The sequence below is a fragment of the Gordonia sp. J1A genome, from assembly GCF_055393515.1.
Genome location: NZ_AP041607.1, coordinates 1,062,282 through 1,078,862, shown reverse-complemented (window position 1 = coordinate 1,078,862; position 16,581 = coordinate 1,062,282). Strand labels below are relative to the sequence as shown.

The 16,581-nt window shown below is 70.4% G+C and carries 17 protein-coding genes and 1 riboswitch; of the genes, 2 read left to right on the top strand and 15 right to left on the bottom strand.

Annotated features, from left to right (window positions below; genetic code table 11):
- The first annotated feature begins 104 nt into the window (after positions 1-104).
- Positions 105-947, top strand: a complete 843-nt coding sequence (locus ACZ5QD_RS05045) for a hypothetical protein (protein WP_464367144.1) — start codon at positions 105-107, stop codon at positions 945-947.
- Between the two features lie 42 nt (positions 948-989).
- Here ACZ5QD_RS05045 and ACZ5QD_RS05040 read toward each other — a convergent pair whose 3' ends face one another.
- The 14 genes from ACZ5QD_RS05040 to mihF form a co-directional block, all read right to left on the bottom strand.
- Positions 990-1,460 (bottom strand): PH domain-containing protein, encoded by a 471-nt coding sequence (locus ACZ5QD_RS05040; RefSeq protein WP_006894825.1) that lies wholly within the window; start codon positions 1,458-1,460, stop codon positions 990-992.
- The gene (gene ribH / locus ACZ5QD_RS05035; protein ID WP_006894824.1) at positions 1,457-1,927 is read right to left on the bottom strand and encodes a 6,7-dimethyl-8-ribityllumazine synthase; all 471 of its coding nucleotides are present in this window, start codon (positions 1,925-1,927) and stop codon (positions 1,457-1,459) included. Before ribH ends, ACZ5QD_RS05040 begins: the two co-directional genes overlap by 4 nt.
- Positions 1,924-3,261 carry a bifunctional 3,4-dihydroxy-2-butanone-4-phosphate synthase/GTP cyclohydrolase II gene (locus ACZ5QD_RS05030; protein WP_375001924.1) on the bottom strand — a complete coding sequence of 446 codons (1,338 nt, stop codon included), beginning with the start codon at positions 3,259-3,261 and terminating at the stop codon, positions 1,924-1,926. Before ACZ5QD_RS05030 ends, ribH begins: the two co-directional genes overlap by 4 nt.
- A complete protein-coding gene (locus ACZ5QD_RS05025; RefSeq protein WP_006894822.1) occupies positions 3,254-3,901 on the bottom strand; it encodes a riboflavin synthase in 648 nt (215 codons plus the stop codon). The genes ACZ5QD_RS05030 and ACZ5QD_RS05025 overlap by 8 nt, the downstream gene beginning before the upstream one ends.
- Before the next feature lie 56 nt (positions 3,902-3,957).
- Positions 3,958-4,107: riboswitch (FMN riboswitch) on the bottom strand.
- 119 nt (positions 4,108-4,226) lie between these two features.
- Complete coding sequence (gene ribD / locus ACZ5QD_RS05020; protein WP_412475729.1) at positions 4,227-5,213, bottom strand: bifunctional diaminohydroxyphosphoribosylaminopyrimidine deaminase/5-amino-6-(5-phosphoribosylamino)uracil reductase RibD; 987 nt, start codon at positions 5,211-5,213, stop codon at positions 4,227-4,229.
- Between the two features lie 34 nt (positions 5,214-5,247).
- Positions 5,248-5,952 carry a ribulose-phosphate 3-epimerase gene (gene rpe / locus ACZ5QD_RS05015; RefSeq protein WP_006894820.1) on the bottom strand — a complete coding sequence of 235 codons (705 nt, stop codon included), beginning with the start codon at positions 5,950-5,952 and terminating at the stop codon, positions 5,248-5,250.
- Positions 5,953-5,998: 46 nt separating this feature from the next.
- Positions 5,999-7,411, bottom strand: coding sequence for an RsmB/NOP family class I SAM-dependent RNA methyltransferase (locus tag ACZ5QD_RS05010; protein ID WP_464367143.1), 1,413 nt, complete (start codon positions 7,409-7,411; stop codon positions 5,999-6,001).
- Positions 7,408-8,349, bottom strand: a complete 942-nt coding sequence (gene fmt / locus ACZ5QD_RS05005) for a methionyl-tRNA formyltransferase (protein WP_006894818.1) — start codon at positions 8,347-8,349, stop codon at positions 7,408-7,410. Before fmt ends, ACZ5QD_RS05010 begins: the two co-directional genes overlap by 4 nt.
- Position 8,350: 1 nt before the next feature.
- Positions 8,351-10,381, bottom strand: coding sequence for a primosomal protein N' (locus tag ACZ5QD_RS05000; protein ID WP_006894817.1), 2,031 nt, complete (start codon positions 10,379-10,381; stop codon positions 8,351-8,353).
- A gap of 71 nt (positions 10,382-10,452) precedes the next feature.
- Positions 10,453-11,667, bottom strand: coding sequence for a methionine adenosyltransferase (metK, locus tag ACZ5QD_RS04995; RefSeq protein WP_006894816.1), 1,215 nt, complete (start codon positions 11,665-11,667; stop codon positions 10,453-10,455).
- Entirely contained in the window at positions 11,664-12,971 is a 1,308-nt protein-coding gene (coaBC, locus tag ACZ5QD_RS04990) for a bifunctional phosphopantothenoylcysteine decarboxylase/phosphopantothenate--cysteine ligase CoaBC (protein ID WP_222110815.1), read from the bottom strand. Before coaBC ends, metK begins: the two co-directional genes overlap by 4 nt.
- Before the next feature lie 9 nt (positions 12,972-12,980).
- The gene (gene rpoZ / locus ACZ5QD_RS04985) at positions 12,981-13,280 is read right to left on the bottom strand and encodes a DNA-directed RNA polymerase subunit omega (RefSeq protein WP_006894814.1); all 300 of its coding nucleotides are present in this window, start codon (positions 13,278-13,280) and stop codon (positions 12,981-12,983) included.
- Entirely contained in the window at positions 13,281-13,901 is a 621-nt protein-coding gene (gmk, locus tag ACZ5QD_RS04980) for a guanylate kinase (protein WP_006894813.1), read from the bottom strand.
- 2 nt (positions 13,902-13,903) lie between these two features.
- Positions 13,904-14,218 carry an integration host factor, actinobacterial type gene (mihF, locus tag ACZ5QD_RS04975; RefSeq protein WP_006894812.1) on the bottom strand — a complete coding sequence of 105 codons (315 nt, stop codon included), beginning with the start codon at positions 14,216-14,218 and terminating at the stop codon, positions 13,904-13,906.
- Between the two features lie 325 nt (positions 14,219-14,543).
- On the opposite strand from mihF, the gene ACZ5QD_RS04970 reads away from it, so the two are divergent.
- The gene (locus ACZ5QD_RS04970) at positions 14,544-15,611 is read left to right on the top strand and encodes an alpha/beta hydrolase (RefSeq protein WP_464367142.1); all 1,068 of its coding nucleotides are present in this window, start codon (positions 14,544-14,546) and stop codon (positions 15,609-15,611) included.
- Between the two features lie 123 nt (positions 15,612-15,734).
- On the opposite strand, the gene pyrF is transcribed toward ACZ5QD_RS04970, so the two are convergent.
- Complete coding sequence (gene pyrF, locus ACZ5QD_RS04965; RefSeq protein WP_464367141.1) at positions 15,735-16,577, bottom strand: orotidine-5'-phosphate decarboxylase; 843 nt, start codon at positions 16,575-16,577, stop codon at positions 15,735-15,737.
- Positions 16,578-16,581: the final 4 nt, after the last annotated feature.

Below are 16,581 nucleotides of genomic sequence, written 5' to 3'. Positions count from 1 at the left end.
CCAGGTTAGTCGCCGCCGGTGACACGGGTTCGGCCCGGACGCGGTCACGACACCGCGCGGTGGTACCGCTGCGGCGAGACGCCCGCCGCGCCTAGCCTTGTCGCATGACCGGTCGGCACCGCAGACACCGGCGGCCGGCGGCGTTCGCGCTCGCCGGCGCGCTGATGAGCGCGGTGGCTCTCGGGGCCTGCGCCACCGACTCCGCCGACTCCTTCGCCGAGGACTACACCACCTATCTGCGCGGCCGGTCCGACGTGACCTCGTTTCGCGTGCACCCCAACAATGCGGTCCTGAGCCGCGGTTCGGTGGACACCGTCGTCTCACTGCGCGCCGGACTGCCGGACGAGGACGTCGCGCGCGCGGCGCGTGAGCTCGCCGCCCACCGCGGCGGCGCCGTCATCGACGAGCACCGCATCCGCGTCGAGTTCTCGGCACGCGACTCCTCCGGCGGACCCGTCGCGGCCGAGATCTACCTGGTACCCGGTTCCGACAACCAGCGCCTCGGCGATCCGGCGAGGTATCTGGACTGGGTCCGGCGGACCCGGCAGTTCACCGCGTCGAACCCCGGGGTCACTGCGGTGCGCGCCTGGCGCACGGCGATCGCCGCCGAGTCGTCGCGGGACGCGTACCCGCTGGCGGAGAGCCTCGACCGGTTCATCGCCGACGATTCCGGGGGCATTCGCGAACTCTCGGTGACCGGTTCGGACTGCGTGTTGCAGTGGGACGCCGGAGACACGCCGGCCGATCTCGGGCGGTACCGGGACCTGCTCGCACTGCTGCCGGCCGGCACCTCCCCCGTGCACTGCCGGGCCACCTCGCAGCGGCCCGAACCCGCGGCGGCGGTCTATCTCACGGTGTCCCGGACCACGCCGGACACGGTCGTGGAATCGATACGGGCGCGAGCCGCCGAGATCGGTCTGCCCGCGCAGATCGCGGTCGCCGCATGAGGCGACGACGATGTCGGACGGCCGCGCGCTCCGGCTTCCGGCTCACTCGGCGTTCTGTGCCACCCCGTATCGAGTCTGGAACTCGCGATAGCGCTCCATCGCGTCCACCGCGAGGTCGCCGTCGCGCGCCTGCACGGCCATCACCGGGATGTGCTCGTCGCCGGGGAACAGCAACCGCGCACAGAACCCCTTCTCCGGGTACTCCAGGCCGAGCACCTGATCCCACGGGAATACCCGCTCGGAGACGAGGTTGAGAACTCCGACGCCCTCGGGTCCGAGCCGCAGCCGCGCGCGGGTCAGGAAGAGGATCGCGCCGCTGATCACGACGCCGACGCCGATCAACGCCACCTTGTCCGACCATCCGACGTTGACGCCCGTGTATGAGATGTCCAGGAGCAGCCCGAAGGTCAGGTGGATGATCATCACCACCGCGACCGCCACCCACGCGGCGATCCGCATCCACCGCGGCCGGTAGACGTACTCCCACGTGTCGTCGGTCGCGGCGTCGGTCATTCCAGTCCCCGGAGGATGAGCGCGGAGGCCAGGGCCGCGGTCATCGCCTGCGCGCCCTTGTCCTCGGCCGAATCCGGCAGGCCCGCGCGATTGAGGGCCTGCGCCTCGTTCAAAGTGGTCAGGACACCGTTGCCCACCGGTGTCGACTCGTCGAGCGAGACACGCGTGAGGCCCGCGGTGACCGCGTCGCAGACGTACTCGAAGTGCGGGGTCTCGCCCTTGATGACGACGCCGAGCGCGACGACCGCGTCGTGGGTGCGCGCGAGCGCCTGAACGATCACCGGCAGCTCGATGGCACCGGCGACCTGCACCACCGTCGGCTCGGTGACGCCGTTGGCCGCCGCGGCGCGCAGTGCGCCTTCCAGCAGCGCGGTGCAGATCGTCTCATGCCACTGCGAGGCGACGATCGCGACCTTCAGTCCGCTCGCGTCCGCGAGATCGAGGGTGGGTTCACCGACGCCGCTCATGCACCTTCTCCAGTTCCCTCTGCCGCCTCGGGCAGGATGTCGTCCAGACCGTCGAGCACATGGCCCATGCGGTCGCGCTTGGTACGCAGGTAGCGCAGGTTCTCGGCGTTCGCGCGCACCGGCATCGGCACGCGGTCCACGATCTCCAGCCCGTACCCGTCGAGGCCGACGCGCTTGGCCGGGTTGTTGGTCAGCAGGCGCATCGATCGCACGCCCAGGTCTACCAGAATCTGCGCGCCGAGACCGTAGTCGCGGGCGTCGGCGGGCAGACCGAGTTCCAGATTCGCATCGACGGTGTCGGCACCGCTGTCCTGCAGCTGGTACGCCTGCAGCTTGTGCATCAGACCGATGCCGCGGCCCTCGTGCCCGCGCATGTACAGCACCACGCCGCGGCCCTCGCGGCCCACCATCTCCATGGCCGCCTGCAGCTGCGGCCCGCAGTCGCACCGCAGTGAGCCGAAGACGTCGCCGGTGAGGCACTCGGAGTGCACGCGCACCAGGACGTCCTCGCCGTTCTCGGCGATGTCGCCCATCACCAGCGCGATGTGCTCGGCGTCGTCGTAGGGGCTCTGGTACCCGACGGCGCGGAAGGTCCCGTACTCGGTGGGAATGCGCGCGTCGGCGACCTGCTCGACGTGCTTCTCGTGATGCCTGCGCCACGAGATCAGGTCGGCGATCGAGATCAGGGCCAGTTCGTGCTCATCGGCGAAGACCCGGAGCTCGTCGGTGCGGGCCATGTGTCCCGGATCCTTCTGGCTGACGATCTCGCAGATCACGCCCGCGGGCGCCAGACCCGCGGCGGTGGCCAGATCGACGGCCGCCTCGGTGTGGCCCGGGCGGCGGAGCACGCCGCCCTCTTTGGCGCGCAACGGCACCACGTGCCCGGGACGGGTGAAGTCGTGGGCGTCCGACGTCGGGTCGGCCAGCTTGCGCATGGTGGTCGCCCGGTCGGCCGCGCTGATGCCGGTCCCGATGCCTTCGCGGGCGTCGACGGTGACGGTGTACGCGGTGCCGTGCTTGTCCTGGTTCACCGAGTACATCGGCGGCAGCCCGAGCCGGTCGCAGTCGTCGCCCGCGAGGGGCACGCACAGGTAGCCCGACGTATAACGCACCATGAACGCCACCAGCTCCGGAGTCGCCTTCTCGGCGGCGAAGATGAGGTCGCCCTCGTTCTCGCGGTCCTCGTCGTCCACGACCACGACGGCCTTGCCCGCGGCGATGTCGGCGATGGCGCGCTCCACGCTGTCGAGGACCACGCGTCCCGTCTCACCGCCGACTGTCGACCCGCTGCCCTCGGCGCTCTCGCGCACCCCGCCGGTCCCGATCTCACTCATTCGGCTCACTGCCTTCCACACCACTGGTCGCGAGCCGGCCGGCGCCGGTGAGACGCTCGACGTACTTCGCGATGACATCGACTTCCAAGTTCACGCGCACCCCGGCTCGGGCGCCGGAGAGGTTCGTCTCACTCAGAGTCGTCGGAATCAACGACACCTCGAACCAGTCCCCGTATTCCCGGTCGACACCGACGGACGAGACCGTCAACGAGATGCCGTCGACGGTGATCGACCCCTTCTCGACGATGTAGCGTGCGAGCTGCTCGGGAATGCCGATCCGTACCACGGTCCAGTTCTCGCTCGGCGACACCGAGACGATGACGCCGACCCCGTCGACGTGTCCCTGAACGATGTGCCCGCCGAAACGGCCGCCCGCGGCCATCGCGCGTTCGAGGTTGACGCTCGCGCCCGGACCCAGGCGGTCGAGTGAACTGCGCCGCAGCGTCTCGGCCATCACGTCGACGGTGAACTCGTCGTCGGTCAGCTCGGTGACTGTGAGACAGACGCCGTTGACGGCGATCGAATCTCCGAATGAGGCATCGCTGGTGACCAGCGGCCCACGAATACGAAAACGCGCGGCCTCAGTGAGGTCGTCGCGAGCGGTGATTTCGCCGCGTTCCTCCACGATTCCCGTGAACACCGTCTCTCCTTTGCCAGGTGTGCTCGGGAGAGACAGATCGCGGCACGGCGCCGCACTGCCATTCTCTCGTATCCGGACTCTGACCGTCGGCCCCGGAATCGCACCGGAGTCTGCTCGTCCCCTCGCTGTCGCGAGGGCGCTCGCGGGCTCATCCCTTGGAGGGCATCACCGCCGGTGGGGAATTTCACCCCGCCCCGAGAACTCAATATTGAAATTAGCACGCAGCCGGGCCCAGCCGCGTACCCGCTCTCCCGTACACCGGGTCCGGGCACGTCAGAGGGCCTCGCACCGTTAAGCGCGCAGTGCGCGAAACGCCGGCCTGTGCTCAGTCGCGGCGCTCGAGGGTGACCAGCAGGTCGTCGCCGAGTCCACGCGTGCCGGTCCGGATGAAGCGGTGCGCATCCGCGAGTGTTCCGACCGTGCCGTCGTCCACCGCTGCGCGGCCCGCTCCCAGCACAGTGGGTGCCAGGTAGCAGTGCAGTTCGTCGACGAGACCTGCTGCGAGGAACGCTCCGATGATCGCCGGGCCCCCCTCCACCAGGACGTGCAGTGCGTCCGGCAGCGCGGCCACCACCTCGCGCGGGTCACGGCTCGCGACGTGCAGCAGCGGGGACGGTCCACTGCGCACCCGTGCCGTCGGGGGCACGTCGCGCAGCCCGAGGACGACGCGGGTGGGCTGGTGGCTGTACAGCGTCCCGTCCGGCCGCCGGGCGGTGAGCGCCGGGTCGTCGGCGATCACCGTTCCGGTCCCGACCACGATGGCGTCGATCCGCGCGCGCTGCGCATGCGCATGCTCGCGTGCGGCGGCGCCGGTGATCCACTGGCTGGTGCCGTCGGGTGCCGCGACGCGGCCGTCGAGAGTCGCCGCGATCTTCGCCGTGACGAACGGACGCCCCCGCTCACGCTGGAAGAGCCACTGCCGCAGCGGACCTCGGCGAGCCTCGTGCTCGAGCACCGACTCATGGACGTCGACGCCCGCGGCCCGGAGCGTGGCGGCGCCGCCCGCCGCCGCCGGATTGGGATCGCCGACGGCGAAGTGCACCGCCGAGACGCCGGCGGCGAGCAGCGCCTGCGAGCACGGGCCGGTGCGACCGGTGTGATCGCAGGGTTCGAGGGTCACGACGGCCGTGCCGCCCCGCGCCCGGTCCCCCGCCTCGCGCAGGGCCATCACTTCGGCGTGCGGCCCGCCCGGCGGCTGGGTCCGGCCCACTCCCACCACCTCGCCGAGCTCGTCGAGGATCACCGCGCCGACGGGCGGATTCGGTGAGCTGAGTCCCTGCGAGTCCGCAGACTCGGCGATCGCACGCCGCATCGCGGCCGCGACGGTGGCCGCACCGACCACCGCGCTACCGACCGTCGCGGACGAGGGTGGCTTTGCGGCGCAACTGCGCCACGCGGGCGGCGGGATCGTCGCCGCCGTACACGGCCGACCCCGCGACGAAGCAGTCCACCCCGGCCTCGGCGGCCTGCTCGATGGTGGAATCGCTGATCCCGCCGTCGATCTCGATCAGCAGGCGCAGGTCGCCGCTGTCGACCCGGCTCCGGATGGTGCGGACTTTGTCGAGCACCTCGGGCATGAACTTCTGCCCACCGAAGCCCGGCTCCACGCTCATCACCAACAGCGTGTCGAAGTCCCGCAGGATCTCCAGGTACGGCTCCAGCGGCGTGCCGGGCTTGATGGCCAGGCCGGCCTTGCCTCCGGCCGCGCGGATGTCGCGGGCCACGGCCGACGGATCGTCGGCGGCCTCGGCGTGGAAGGTCACGTTGTAGGCGCCGGCCTCCGCGTACGGCGGCGCCCAGCGGCCCGGGTCCTCGATCATCAGGTGGCAGTCGAGCGGAATGTCGGTGGCCTTGAGCAGGCTCTCGACCACCGGCAGGCCGAGCGTCAGATTCGGCACGAAATGGTTGTCCATCACGTCGACGTGAACCCAGTCGACGCCGGGATCGACGTCGGACGGGCCGACCGCCGCGATCTCCGCGGCGAGATTGGCGAAGTCGGCGGACAGGATGGACGGGGCGATCATCGGTGCCGGGCGGCCGGGGTTGCACATGGCGCTGATTCTACGAGAACGCGGCCGGCGCTCTCGCGGCAGCGCGTCAGTCCTTCCGCAGTGCGGCCAGGAACATGGCGTCGGTGTCGTGGCGGTGCGGCCAGAGCTGAACGTACGGCCCGTCTCCCAGCGACTCCGGATCGAAGACATCGCCCGCGACCAGCGGGCGAGCGTCGAGGCGGCTCACCCCGGCCACCTCCGTGAGCACCGTGTCGACCACCTCGACGGTCTCGGCCGGATGCGGCGAGCACGTCGAGTACACGACCACACCGCCCGGCTTCACCAGATGCAGGGCTTCGGCGAGCAACTCCCTCTGCAGGGTCACCAGCTCCGGGAGGTCTTCGGGCCGCCGACGCCAGCGGGCCTCCGGGCGCCGTCGCAGCGACCCCAGTCCCGAACAGGGGGCGTCCACCAGAATCCGGTCGAAGTCCGGCTCCAGTCCTGATGACCGGCCGTCGGCGACGTGCACGGTCACCGGCAGCGAGTCGACCACCTTCTCGATCAGCTCGGCACGATGCGCGGAGATCTCGACGGCGTCCAGATGAGCGCCCGACACCTCGGCGAGCGACCCCAGCAGCGCGGCCTTGCCGCCCGGACCGGCGCAGAGGTCGAGCCACCGGCCGCCGTCGTCGCCGACGTCGGCACGTGCCAGCGCGACCGCGACCAGTTGGCTCCCCTCGTCCTGGACTCCGGCGAAGCCCTCCCGCACCGCGTCGAGCTCGCCCGGATCTCCGCCCTCGGGCAGGTACACGCAGTACGGCGAATAGCGTCCCTCGTCGCCGCCGCTGATCAACGCGAGTTCCTCGGCGGTGATCTGTCCCGGCCGTGCGACGAGATGCACGATCGGCCGCTCGTCGTCGGCGGCGAGCGCCGCCTGCAGCTCACCCGTCGACCCGCCGAGCGCCCGGTGGAATATCTCGCCGATCCACCGCGGATGCGCATACGTGAACGACAGGTTGCCGATGCGATCGTCCATCATCGACGGCGCGAGTTCGTCGATCCAGAGCTGCTCGTCGCGCTGACTCACCTTGCGCAGGACCGCGTTGACGAATCCGGACGGTCCCATCCCGTTCTCGCTGCGCGCGATGTCGACGGAGGTCGACACCGCCGCGTGCGACCCGATCCGCGTACGCAACAGCTGATAGGTCCCCAGCCGCAGTACGTCGAGCAGGCTTCCGTCGATCTCGTCGACGGGGCGGCCCGCCGCGGCGGCGATCACGGCGTCGAGCAGGCCGAGAGACCGAGCCGAACCATAGGTCAGCTCCGTGGCCAGCGCGGCGTCCCGGCCGGTGATCCTCCGCTCGCGAAGCAGTCTGGGCAGCAGTAGATTCGCGTACGCGTCGCGTTCGCGCACCGCCCGCAGCACATCGCGCGCCACGATGCGTGCCGGGTCGAGATCCTTCTCGCGGTACTTGCGCTCCGGGCGCCGATCGCCGCTCCGATGCTCCGCAGGGCTCATCCGAAGTGCTCCGTTCCGTCGAGCCGGCTGCCACGTGCCCAGTCGGCGGCGTTCATCGATTTCTTTCCCGGCGCCTGCACCGTCGTCAGCCGCACCGCACCGGACGCCGTGCCGACAAAGACCGCCTTCTTGGTGACCGCGAGCGCTCCGCACTCCATAGCTCCCGGGACATCGGCGTCGCCGTCGACCGGGATCACCGGGCCGAGTTTGATACGTGCGTCGCCGAGCATCGTCCACGCGCCCGGTGCCGGGGTGTGGGCGCGCACCGTGCGCCCGATGATGTGCGACGGCAGGTCCCAGCGCACGCGCGCATCGTCGGTCGTGATCTTCCCGGCGTGCGAGACGCCTTCGGCGTCCTGGGGCACCGGAGCCAGTTCGCCCGCCGCGATCCCGTCCACGACGGCGCGGAGCAGGCCCGAGCCCGACACCGAGAGCCGCTCGAGGAGATCGCCCGCGGTGTCGGTGTCGCGGATCCGCTCGGTGAGCGTGCCGTAGACGGGTCCGGTGTCGAGTCCGGCTTCGAGAGCGAAGACGCTCGCCCCGGTGAACTCGTCGCCCGCGGCGATGGCCGCCTGCACCGGAGCGGCTCCCCGCCACGCGGGCAGTACCGAGAAGTGCAGGTTCACCCAGCCGCGAGGCAGCATGTCCAGCACGCTCTGCGGGATCAGTCCGCCGTATGCGACGACGACCCCGAGGTCGGCGTTCCACCGGACCAGCGCCTGGGACACCTCCGGATCGGACATCCGGCGGGGCGTCAGGACCTCGATCCCGTGGCTGTCGGCGAGCGTCCCGACCTCCGACCGGATCATCCGGCGTCCGCGGCCGGCCGTGGTGTCCGGTCTGGTGATGACGCCGACCACCTCGTGGTCGGGCGAATCGAGCAGTTCCTGCAGGGTCGGCACCGCCACCTCGGGCGTGCCGGCGAACACCAGCCTCATGTCAACCAATCGTAGGGGGATCGACTTGGACCCTGATGCCCGCGGTGTCGTCATGCCGGGCGTTCCGGAGCGCCTGGGCGTTACGCAGTGCCTCGGCCAGTGACCGCCCGGCGCTGCGCGGTGTGCGCAACAGCATGCGATCCACCGGCCCCGACTCGTCCAGGCCGGCGGGACGGCGCACCCCCGCGGGCAGCGGCACCGGCCCCAGCGTCTCGGCCTCCGGCGGCATGGTGAGCAGGTCGAGGAACGCCGACACGGCCGCGGGCGGTCCGTCCACCGACGCCATCGTCACCGCGGGCGGGAACTTCAACTCCAGCCGTTGCCGCAGCTCGGCGGTGGCGAATCCCACCGGATCCCACCGGATGAGCGCCTGTACCGGCAACGCGGCCGCGTCGGCAACCACCACCACGCGGCCGCCCTCGGCACGGGGCCGCACCAGCGTCGCCACCGCCATCCAGGCGCGGACCGCCTCCTCGGCGGCACGCAGATCCTCCCGGTCCAGCTGCGCCCAGGTGTCGAGCAGCACCGCGGCCCCGTAGCCGCCCGGCGCGCGCGGCGCCGCGCCCGGCGTGGCGATCACCACCCGCGGCCCGGCCGGCACCTCGTCCACGATCTTGTCGCCGGAGGAGGTGACGATCGGGACGCCGCGGAAGGCGCGTCCGAGTTCTTCGGCGGTGCGCCGATCCCCGATCATCAACGCGCGCACCGCGGTGCCCGCGCACACCGGACAGACGAAGCGGTTCTCCGGTCGTCCGCACCACCGGCAGGCGAGGTCGCCGCGTTCGCTCATCTGCAGCGGACCGTTGCAGGCTCGGCACCGGGCGTGCGCGCGGCACCGGGCGCACGCCACCGACGGCAGGTAACCGCGCCGAGGCACGCTGAACAGCACCGCCTGGTCGGCGGCGAGGGCTCGCCGGGCCGCGTCGAAGGCGATCGCCGGTATCCGCGCGGTCCGCGCCATCGGATCGCCCGCCACGCGGCGATCCTCGTCGGAGAGTCCGTCGACGCGCGGCATCGCCTCCCGGACCGCGGCCCGCGGGGCGACGACGTCGAACGCCCAGCTCGACTCCACCAATGCCTGCGCGTCGGTGGTGCGGGAGTGTCCGCCGATCAGCAGCGCCGCCCCGCTGCCGTGGGCGCGGAGAACGGCCACCTCGCGCGGGTGCGGATAGGGCGACCGCGGCTCGTCGAGACTGTCGTCCCCGTCGTCGAAGACCACCACCAGGCCGAGATCGACGACGGGTGCGAAGACGGCGCTGCGCGTGCCGATCACCACCCGTGCCCGTCCGCGCAGCGCCGACAGCCAGCGCCGGTACCTCGCGGTGGGACCGAGGCCCGCGGCGAGAGTCACGCAGGCGTCGCCGAGCAGCGGTTCGCACGCCGCTTCGAGACGATCGAGATCCCGCTGGTCGGGCACCACGATCACCACCCCGCGCCCGGATGCCGCGACCGACGCCGCGAGTTCGGCCAGCCGGGCGGCCACGTCCTCGCCGGGCAGCGCCTGCCAGCAGGCGTGCGGATGCCCTCCGGCGACCGCCTGTTCGATGAACGACCGCCCCGAGTCGTAGACGTCCCAGCCGGCTGCGGCCGGCTCGGCGATCGGCCGCGCCACGTCGTGACTGGCCGCCTCCTTCTCCACCCGTGCGTGCCGCGGCGGGATCGCCAGCCGCAGGACGTCGGCCATCGTGCCCGCGTACCGGTCGGCGACCGCACGGCACAGCGCGGCCAGTTCGGGGGTGAGGACGGGTTCGGGCGAGACGACGCGATCGAGCCACGACAGCGCGCCCTCGTGTTCGCTGCGGTCGAGCCGTTCCAAGAGGTAGCCGTCCACCAACCGGCCGGCGAAACGCACACGGACGCGGACGCCCGGCTGGGCGTCCGCGTCCGTCTTGGCGTCCACGAGGTAATCGAAGGGCCGGTCCAGGTGAGCCAGCCCGAGCATCGGCAGCACACGGGCCACCGGTCGCTGCGGTGCGGCGACCCGCTGATTGCGCGGAGGCTTCGCGGCCACGCGCTCGGTCTCGGCTGTCACACGTCGAGATTAGCGATCGCCTGAGACCGCGCCGCGGCGGACCGCTCCCCGACCTGCAGCCTCGCGCACTCTTACAGGCCTGCGGCCTCGCGGAGTGCGGCGACGCGGTCGGTGCGCTCCCACGGCAGATCCACATCGGTCCGGCCGAAGTGTCCGTACGCGGCGGTCGGTGCGTAGATCGGCCGCAGCAGGTCCAGATCGCGGATGATGGCCCCGGGACGAAGGTCGAAGACCTGCGAGATCGCCTTCTGAATGGTGCCGGGGTCCACCTTCTCGGTGTCGAAGGTCTCGACGAACAGACCGACGGGCGCGGCCTTGCCGATGGCGTAGGCCACCTGGACCTCGATGCGGCTGGCCAGGCCCGCCGCAACGGCGTTCTTCGCCACCCAGCGCATCGCGTAGGCGGCGCTGCGGTCGACCTTCGACGGGTCCTTGCCCGAGAACGCACCGCCGCCGTGACGCGCCATGCCGCCGTAGGTGTCGACGATGATCTTGCGGCCGGTGAGACCGGCGTCGCCCATCGGTCCGCCGAGCACGAAGCTGCCGGTGGGGTTCACCAGCAGACGCGGGTCGGAGGTGTCGAGCTTCACCGGGAGGTCGAGTTCGGCGAAGACCGGCTCGAGGACGTGCTTGCGGATGTCGGGGGCGAGCATGCCCTCGATGTCGATGTCGGCGGCGTGCTGCGTGGAGACCACCACGGTGTCGAGACGGACCGGGGTGTCGCCCGCGTACTCGATGGTGACCTGAGTCTTGCCGTCGGGACGCAGGTACGGCAGGACGCCGTCCTTGCGGACCTGGGTCAGCCGGCGCGAGAGCCGGTGGGCCAGCGCGATCGGCAGCGGCATCAGCTCGGGCGTCTCGTCGGTGGCGTAACCGAACATCAGGCCCTGGTCGCCTGCACCCTGCTGGTCGATGTCGTCGTCGTGGGTGCCGGTGCGCTTCTCGTGCGAGTGGGTCAGGCCCTGGGCGATCTCCGGCGACTGCGCGCCGATCGCGATGTTGACGCCGCACGACGTGCCGTCGAAGCCCTTGGTGGACGAGTCGTAGCCGATCTCGAGGATCTTCTCGCGCACGATGGTCGGGATGTCGACGTAGGCGGTGGTGCTGACCTCGCCCGCGACATGCACCTGACCGGTGGTGACCAGGGTCTCCACGGCCACCTTGGCCTTCGGATCCTTCGCGAGCATCGCGTCCAGGATCGAGTCGCTGATCGCGTCACAGATCTTGTCCGGATGACCCTCGGTGACGGATTCGCTCGTGAATAGACGGGACGCTGAGGCGCTCATCGGTTCCTCTCGGGGTTGTGTGTCAGTTCGTTGCCGTCTCGTTCGCCGGTGCCGGCGCGCGAGGGCACCTGTCCATCTGGCACGAGAGCGGCCACTTCGTCAAGGATTCTGCTCGCCATCAAAGTTTTTGAGCCGAATGGCAGTCCGGTCTCGCGGCCGTCCGCGGTCAGCAGCCAGCCGGTGTTGTCCTCGGTGCCGAACGCCTTGCCGCCGCCGACGGCGTTGACGACCAGCAGGTCGCAGCCCTTTCTGCGGAGCTTGGCGCGGCCGTGGTCGAGGACTCCGCCGTCGGCGTCACCGGTCTCTGCGGCGAATCCGACGATCACGGTACTCCGGGGAATCCGGCCCTGCGCACGGTCGGCGACCAGCCCGGCGAGAATATCGGGGTTGGTGTCCAAGTGGATGGGAGCGGGTCCGTCGTCGCCCTTCTTGATCTTGGCGCCGGCCACCGCCGTGGGCCGGAAGTCGGCGACGGCGGCCGCCATGATCACCACGTCGGCATCCGCGGCCCGCGTGGTCATCTCCGACTGCATCTCGCGTGCGGAGTCCACGTGAACGATCTCGACCGATGCCGGCTCACCCGGATCCGAGGTGGCGCCGGAGACCAGCGTCACCCGGGCTCCGCGCTGCGAGGCCGCCCGGGCCAGGGCGTACCCCTGTTTGCCGGAACTGTGGTTGCCCAGGTATCGCACCGGGTCGAGGGCCTCGCGGGTGCCGCCGGCGCTGATCACCATGCGCACACCCGACAGGTCGTAGGGCAGAGCGTCGGCGCGGGTCAGCAGGAGATCCCCCAGCGCCGCGATCTCGGCGGGCTCGGGCATGCGCCCGGCACCGCTGTCGGTGCCGGTGAGACGCCCCACGGCCGGAGTCATGACGGTCACGCCGCGACTCCGGAGGGTCGCGACATTGGCGACGGTAGCCGGATGCTCCCACATCTCGGTGTGCATCGCCGGAACGAACAGCACCGGACAGCTCACCGTGAGCAGCGATGCGGTCAGCAGGTCGTCGGCGCGACCCGCGACCGCGCGGGCCATCAGGTCCGCCGTCGCCGGCGCGACGATCACCAGGTCGGCGCGGCGTCCCAGCGCCACATGAGCCACCTCGTCGACGTCGTCGAAGACCTCGGTGCTGACCGGGTTGCCCGACAGCGCCTCGAAGGTGGCGGCCCCGACGAAGTTGAGGGCGGCCCTGGTCGGCATCACTCGGACGTCGTGCCCCGCCTCGGTGTAGTGCCGGATGACCGAACACACCTTGTACGCGGCGATACCGCCGCCCACACCGATCAGGATGTGCGCTTTGGACACCTGTGGGGCCTACTCGCCCTCGGTGTGCTCGAGCAGGTCCGAGTGGATCTCACGCATCGCGATCGAGAGCGGCTTCTCCTGGACGCCCGGCTCCACGAGGGGGCCGACGTACTCGAGGATGCCCTCGGCGAGCTGGTTGTAGTAGTCGTTGATCTGCCGGGCGCGCTTGGCCGCGTAGATCACCAGGGCGTACTTCGACGAGGTGCGCTCGAGCAGTTCGTCGATCGGCGGATTGGTGATACCCAGCGGGGCGTCGTAGACGGGCTCGTCCACAACCACGGTTGATTCGGTCTCGGTCTGAGTGCTCACTCAATTCTCCTGCGAAGTCTCTGCTTGGGTCTGCTCCTCTAACGGCGGCCCAACCAGCAAGTTTACCAATTGTTCGGCGGCCGCGTCGACATCGTCGTTCACCACGACGTGTTGGAACTCCTCGCGGGCGGCCATCTCCGACCGCGCCGTCTCCAGTCGACGGTCGATCACCTCCTGGGATTCAGTGCCGCGGCCGGTCAGCCGCTCCACCAGAGTCTCCCAGCTCGGCGGCGCCAGGAACACCGTCGTCGCCTCCGGCATCGCCGTCACCACGTTGCGGCATCCCACCAGGTCGACCTCCAGCAGCACGGGCGAGCCGGACTCGAGGGCCTCGCGCACCGGAGCCGCGGGTGTTCCCGAACGTTGCAGCCCCCCGTGGATGTCGGCCCATTCGAGGAGTTCGCCGTTCTCGATCATCGAGTCGAACTTCTCTCGGCTCACGAAGTGGTAGTCGTGACCGTCCACCTCACCCGGCCGCGGATCGCGGGTCGTCGCCGACACGCTGAACCACAGATCGGGAACGAGCTCGCGCAGCCGTGCGACGACGGTCGACTTTCCGACAGCCGAGGGGCCGACCAGTACAACCAGTCGGCCCCTCCGTCGGGTGTGCTCCCGGGTCACGCTCAGGAGCTGAACTTCTCGAGAAGCGCCTTGCGCTGGCGGTCACCGAGACCGCGGACACGGCGAGTCGGAGCGATCTCCAGCTCGGTCATGATCTCCTGCGCCTTCACCTTGCCCACCTTCGGCAGGGCCTCGAGAAGGGCCGAGACCTTCATCTTGCCGAGGATCTCGTCGTTCTCTGCGTCGGCCAGCACCTGCTGCAGGTTGGTGCCGCCGCTCTTCAGGCGGTTCTTGAGCTCCGCGCGCACCCGGCGAGCGGCAGCCGCCTTCTCGAGCGCTGCAGCGCGCTGCTCATCGGTCAACTGGGGAAGAGCCACGGTTCCTCCGTCTTTCGTGTCTACAGTTCGGTTTGTCCACGCGACGCTATACGAACATCTCGTGTTTTTCCGCTTCGGGGCCGTGCGGCCCCTACGAGCGAATCGGATCCAGCCTAACGCTCGACGCCTTGTCCCATGCAATCGGAGTCCCATGCAATCGGACCAGCACAAACGGTACCCGCTCCGCCGCCGTTTCCGGTGAAGCGCACCGGGCGCGCCCGCACTCGGTGTCGCAGGAGAGCGCCGATCACCTCGGAACCACATCGATCGTCCGGGAACAACACGGCGTGCGACGGCGGATGCGGCACAAGGTACCGTGCCCTCCATGCTCAGTGACCTTCGAACCCTTGCTCGTGTCCTGACCGACGACCTCGCCCCGTCCAGCGCCAGCGAGTCGGTGGTGCTCTCGGAACGTCCGCACGCCAAGCTGATCCGCTTCGGTTCAGCGGACCAACTCCGGGCGGCTCGGGAGTCCGGTCAGGTCCCGGTGCTGCTGGTCCCGCCGCTGGCGGTGCCCGCCCATTGCTACGACCTGGCACCCGGCGCCCAGCCGGGCAACTCGGTGGTCGAGTTCCTGCTCGGCACCGGTACCGTTCCGTACGTCATCGACTTCGGCGACGTGGGCTACGCCGACCGCCGGCTCGGTTTCGAGGACTACTTCGGCACCTTCATCCCCCGCGCGATCGGCGAGGTGATCGACGATTTCCGGGCCGGGCCGGACGCGGTCGACCTCATGGGCTGGAGCCTCGGCGGCACCCTGTCGCTGATGACCGCGGCCGCACAGCGCGACCTGCCGATCCGCTCGGTCATCACCGCCGGCACACCGCTCAACTACCAGAAGATCGAGCCCTATCCCCTGCTCCGGAGGTTGCTCGGCCCCACGCAGGGCAAGCCGGTCACCTATCTGCTCCGCGCGCTGGGCGGCATCCCGTCGATCGCCGTACAACTCGCCTACCGAGCGAGCTCGTGGGATCGCGAACTACGCAAGCCGCAGTACATTCTGGCGAACCTCCGAGACACCGACGCGCTGGTCCGCATGCAGGTGATCGACCGCTTCCAGAACTCGCTGCCCGGCTACCCGGGAAAGGTCAGCGAGCAGATGCTGGTGAATCTCATCCTGCGCGATGAGATCGCACGCGGCGAGTTGCACTTCGGATCGGTCACCGTCGATCTCACGTCCATCACGGCGCCGGTCTTCATGGCCGGCTCGCACCGTGACGCGATCGTCAGCCACGCGGCGGCCGAGCACGGACTGAGCCTGTTCACCGACTCCGTCCACGCCGAGTTCCACACCGTCGAGACCAGCCACCTCGGCCTGCTGACCGGGGCCGTCGCCGAACAGGAGACCTGGCCCGCGATCGCCGCTTTCCGCGAGGAGATCGGCCACTACTGAACGGCCCCGAGGCTCCGCGCCATCCGCGAAACCCGCAGACCCCGCACAGCCGCGATGTTCGACGACGGAACCCCCGTCCGGGACGGGGGTTCCGTCGTCGAGTGTCGCGTCAGTAGTGAGCGGCTACCGCAGCGCCGCCTCGACCTCGTCTCGGGTCGCGGACGCCGCAGTCGCGAGGGCCGCCGGATCGGGTCCCGCGCGCAGGATGCTGCGGCTGGCCGCCGGCAGCAGCCACGACGGATCCGAACCGTCGAAGATCCGGGCCAGATCGGCCGCGGTGGCGCCCTGGGCGCCCAATCCCGGCGACAGCACGGGACCGGCCAGACGGCTCAGATCCAATCCGTGTTCGCGTGTCGCGCCGACCACCACGCCGACCGTTCCGGAGCCATCGGCGTTCACCTCCGCGGCGGCGTCGACGATCGACTGTCCGACGGTCCGACCGCCGGCGTCGGCCGTCTGCACCGAGCCGCCCTCGGGATTGGAGGTGCGGGCGAGGGCGAAGACGCCGCGCGCGGTGGTCCGCGCCTTGTGAACAGCCGGTTCGAGCGATCCGAAACCCAGGTACGGCGAGAGGGTCACCGCATCGGAGCACAGGGGCGACGCGTCGTCGAGCCATGCCGCGGTGTACGCCGCCATGGTGGAGCCGATGTCGCCGCGCTTGGCGTCGGCGAGGACCACCGCCCCCGCCTCTCGGCAGCCGGCGATCACATCCTCCAGGACCGCGAAGCCCGCGGCGCCGAAGACCTCGAAGAAGGCGACCTGCGGTTTGATGACGGCGGCGGTGGGACCGAGGCCCTCGACGCAGGCGTCGGCGAAGGCGCGCAGCCCGTCGACGGTCACCGGCAGACCCCACTGCTCGAGCAGCGCCGCGTGCGGGTCGATTCCCGCGCACAGCCGTCCGCGCTCGGCGACGACCGTCCGGTATCGCGCCGCGAAACCGGACGATCGTGCCGTCGCTTCTATCACTTTC

Excerpts from the sequence above, each read along its gene's own strand:
- rpe (WP_006894820.1), bottom strand. The coding sequence starts at position 5,952 with ATGTGCAACCCCGGCCGCCCGGCACCGATGATCGCCCCGTCCATCCTG.
- ACZ5QD_RS05010 (WP_464367143.1), bottom strand. The coding sequence starts at position 7,411 with ATGAGCCCTGCGGAGCATCGGAGCGGCGATCGGCGCCCGGAGCGCAAG.
- ACZ5QD_RS04970 (WP_464367142.1), top strand. The coding sequence starts at position 14,544 with ATGCTCAGTGACCTTCGAACCCTTGCTCGTGTCCTGACCGACGACCTC.
- ribH (WP_006894824.1), bottom strand. The coding sequence starts at position 1,927 with ATGAGCGGCGTCGGTGAACCCACCCTCGATCTCGCGGACGCGAGCGGA.
- metK (WP_006894816.1), bottom strand. The coding sequence starts at position 11,667 with ATGAGCGCCTCAGCGTCCCGTCTATTCACGAGCGAATCCGTCACCGAG.
- fmt (WP_006894818.1), bottom strand. The coding sequence starts at position 8,349 with ATGAGGCTGGTGTTCGCCGGCACGCCCGAGGTGGCGGTGCCGACCCTG.
- ACZ5QD_RS05045 (WP_464367144.1), top strand. The coding sequence starts at position 105 with ATGACCGGTCGGCACCGCAGACACCGGCGGCCGGCGGCGTTCGCGCTC.
- ACZ5QD_RS05040 (WP_006894825.1), bottom strand. The coding sequence starts at position 1,460 with ATGACCGACGCCGCGACCGACGACACGTGGGAGTACGTCTACCGGCCG.
- ribD (WP_412475729.1), bottom strand. The coding sequence starts at position 5,213 with ATGCGGCGTGCGATCGCCGAGTCTGCGGACTCGCAGGGACTCAGCTCA.
- ACZ5QD_RS05030 (WP_375001924.1), bottom strand. The coding sequence starts at position 3,261 with ATGAGTGAGATCGGGACCGGCGGGGTGCGCGAGAGCGCCGAGGGCAGC.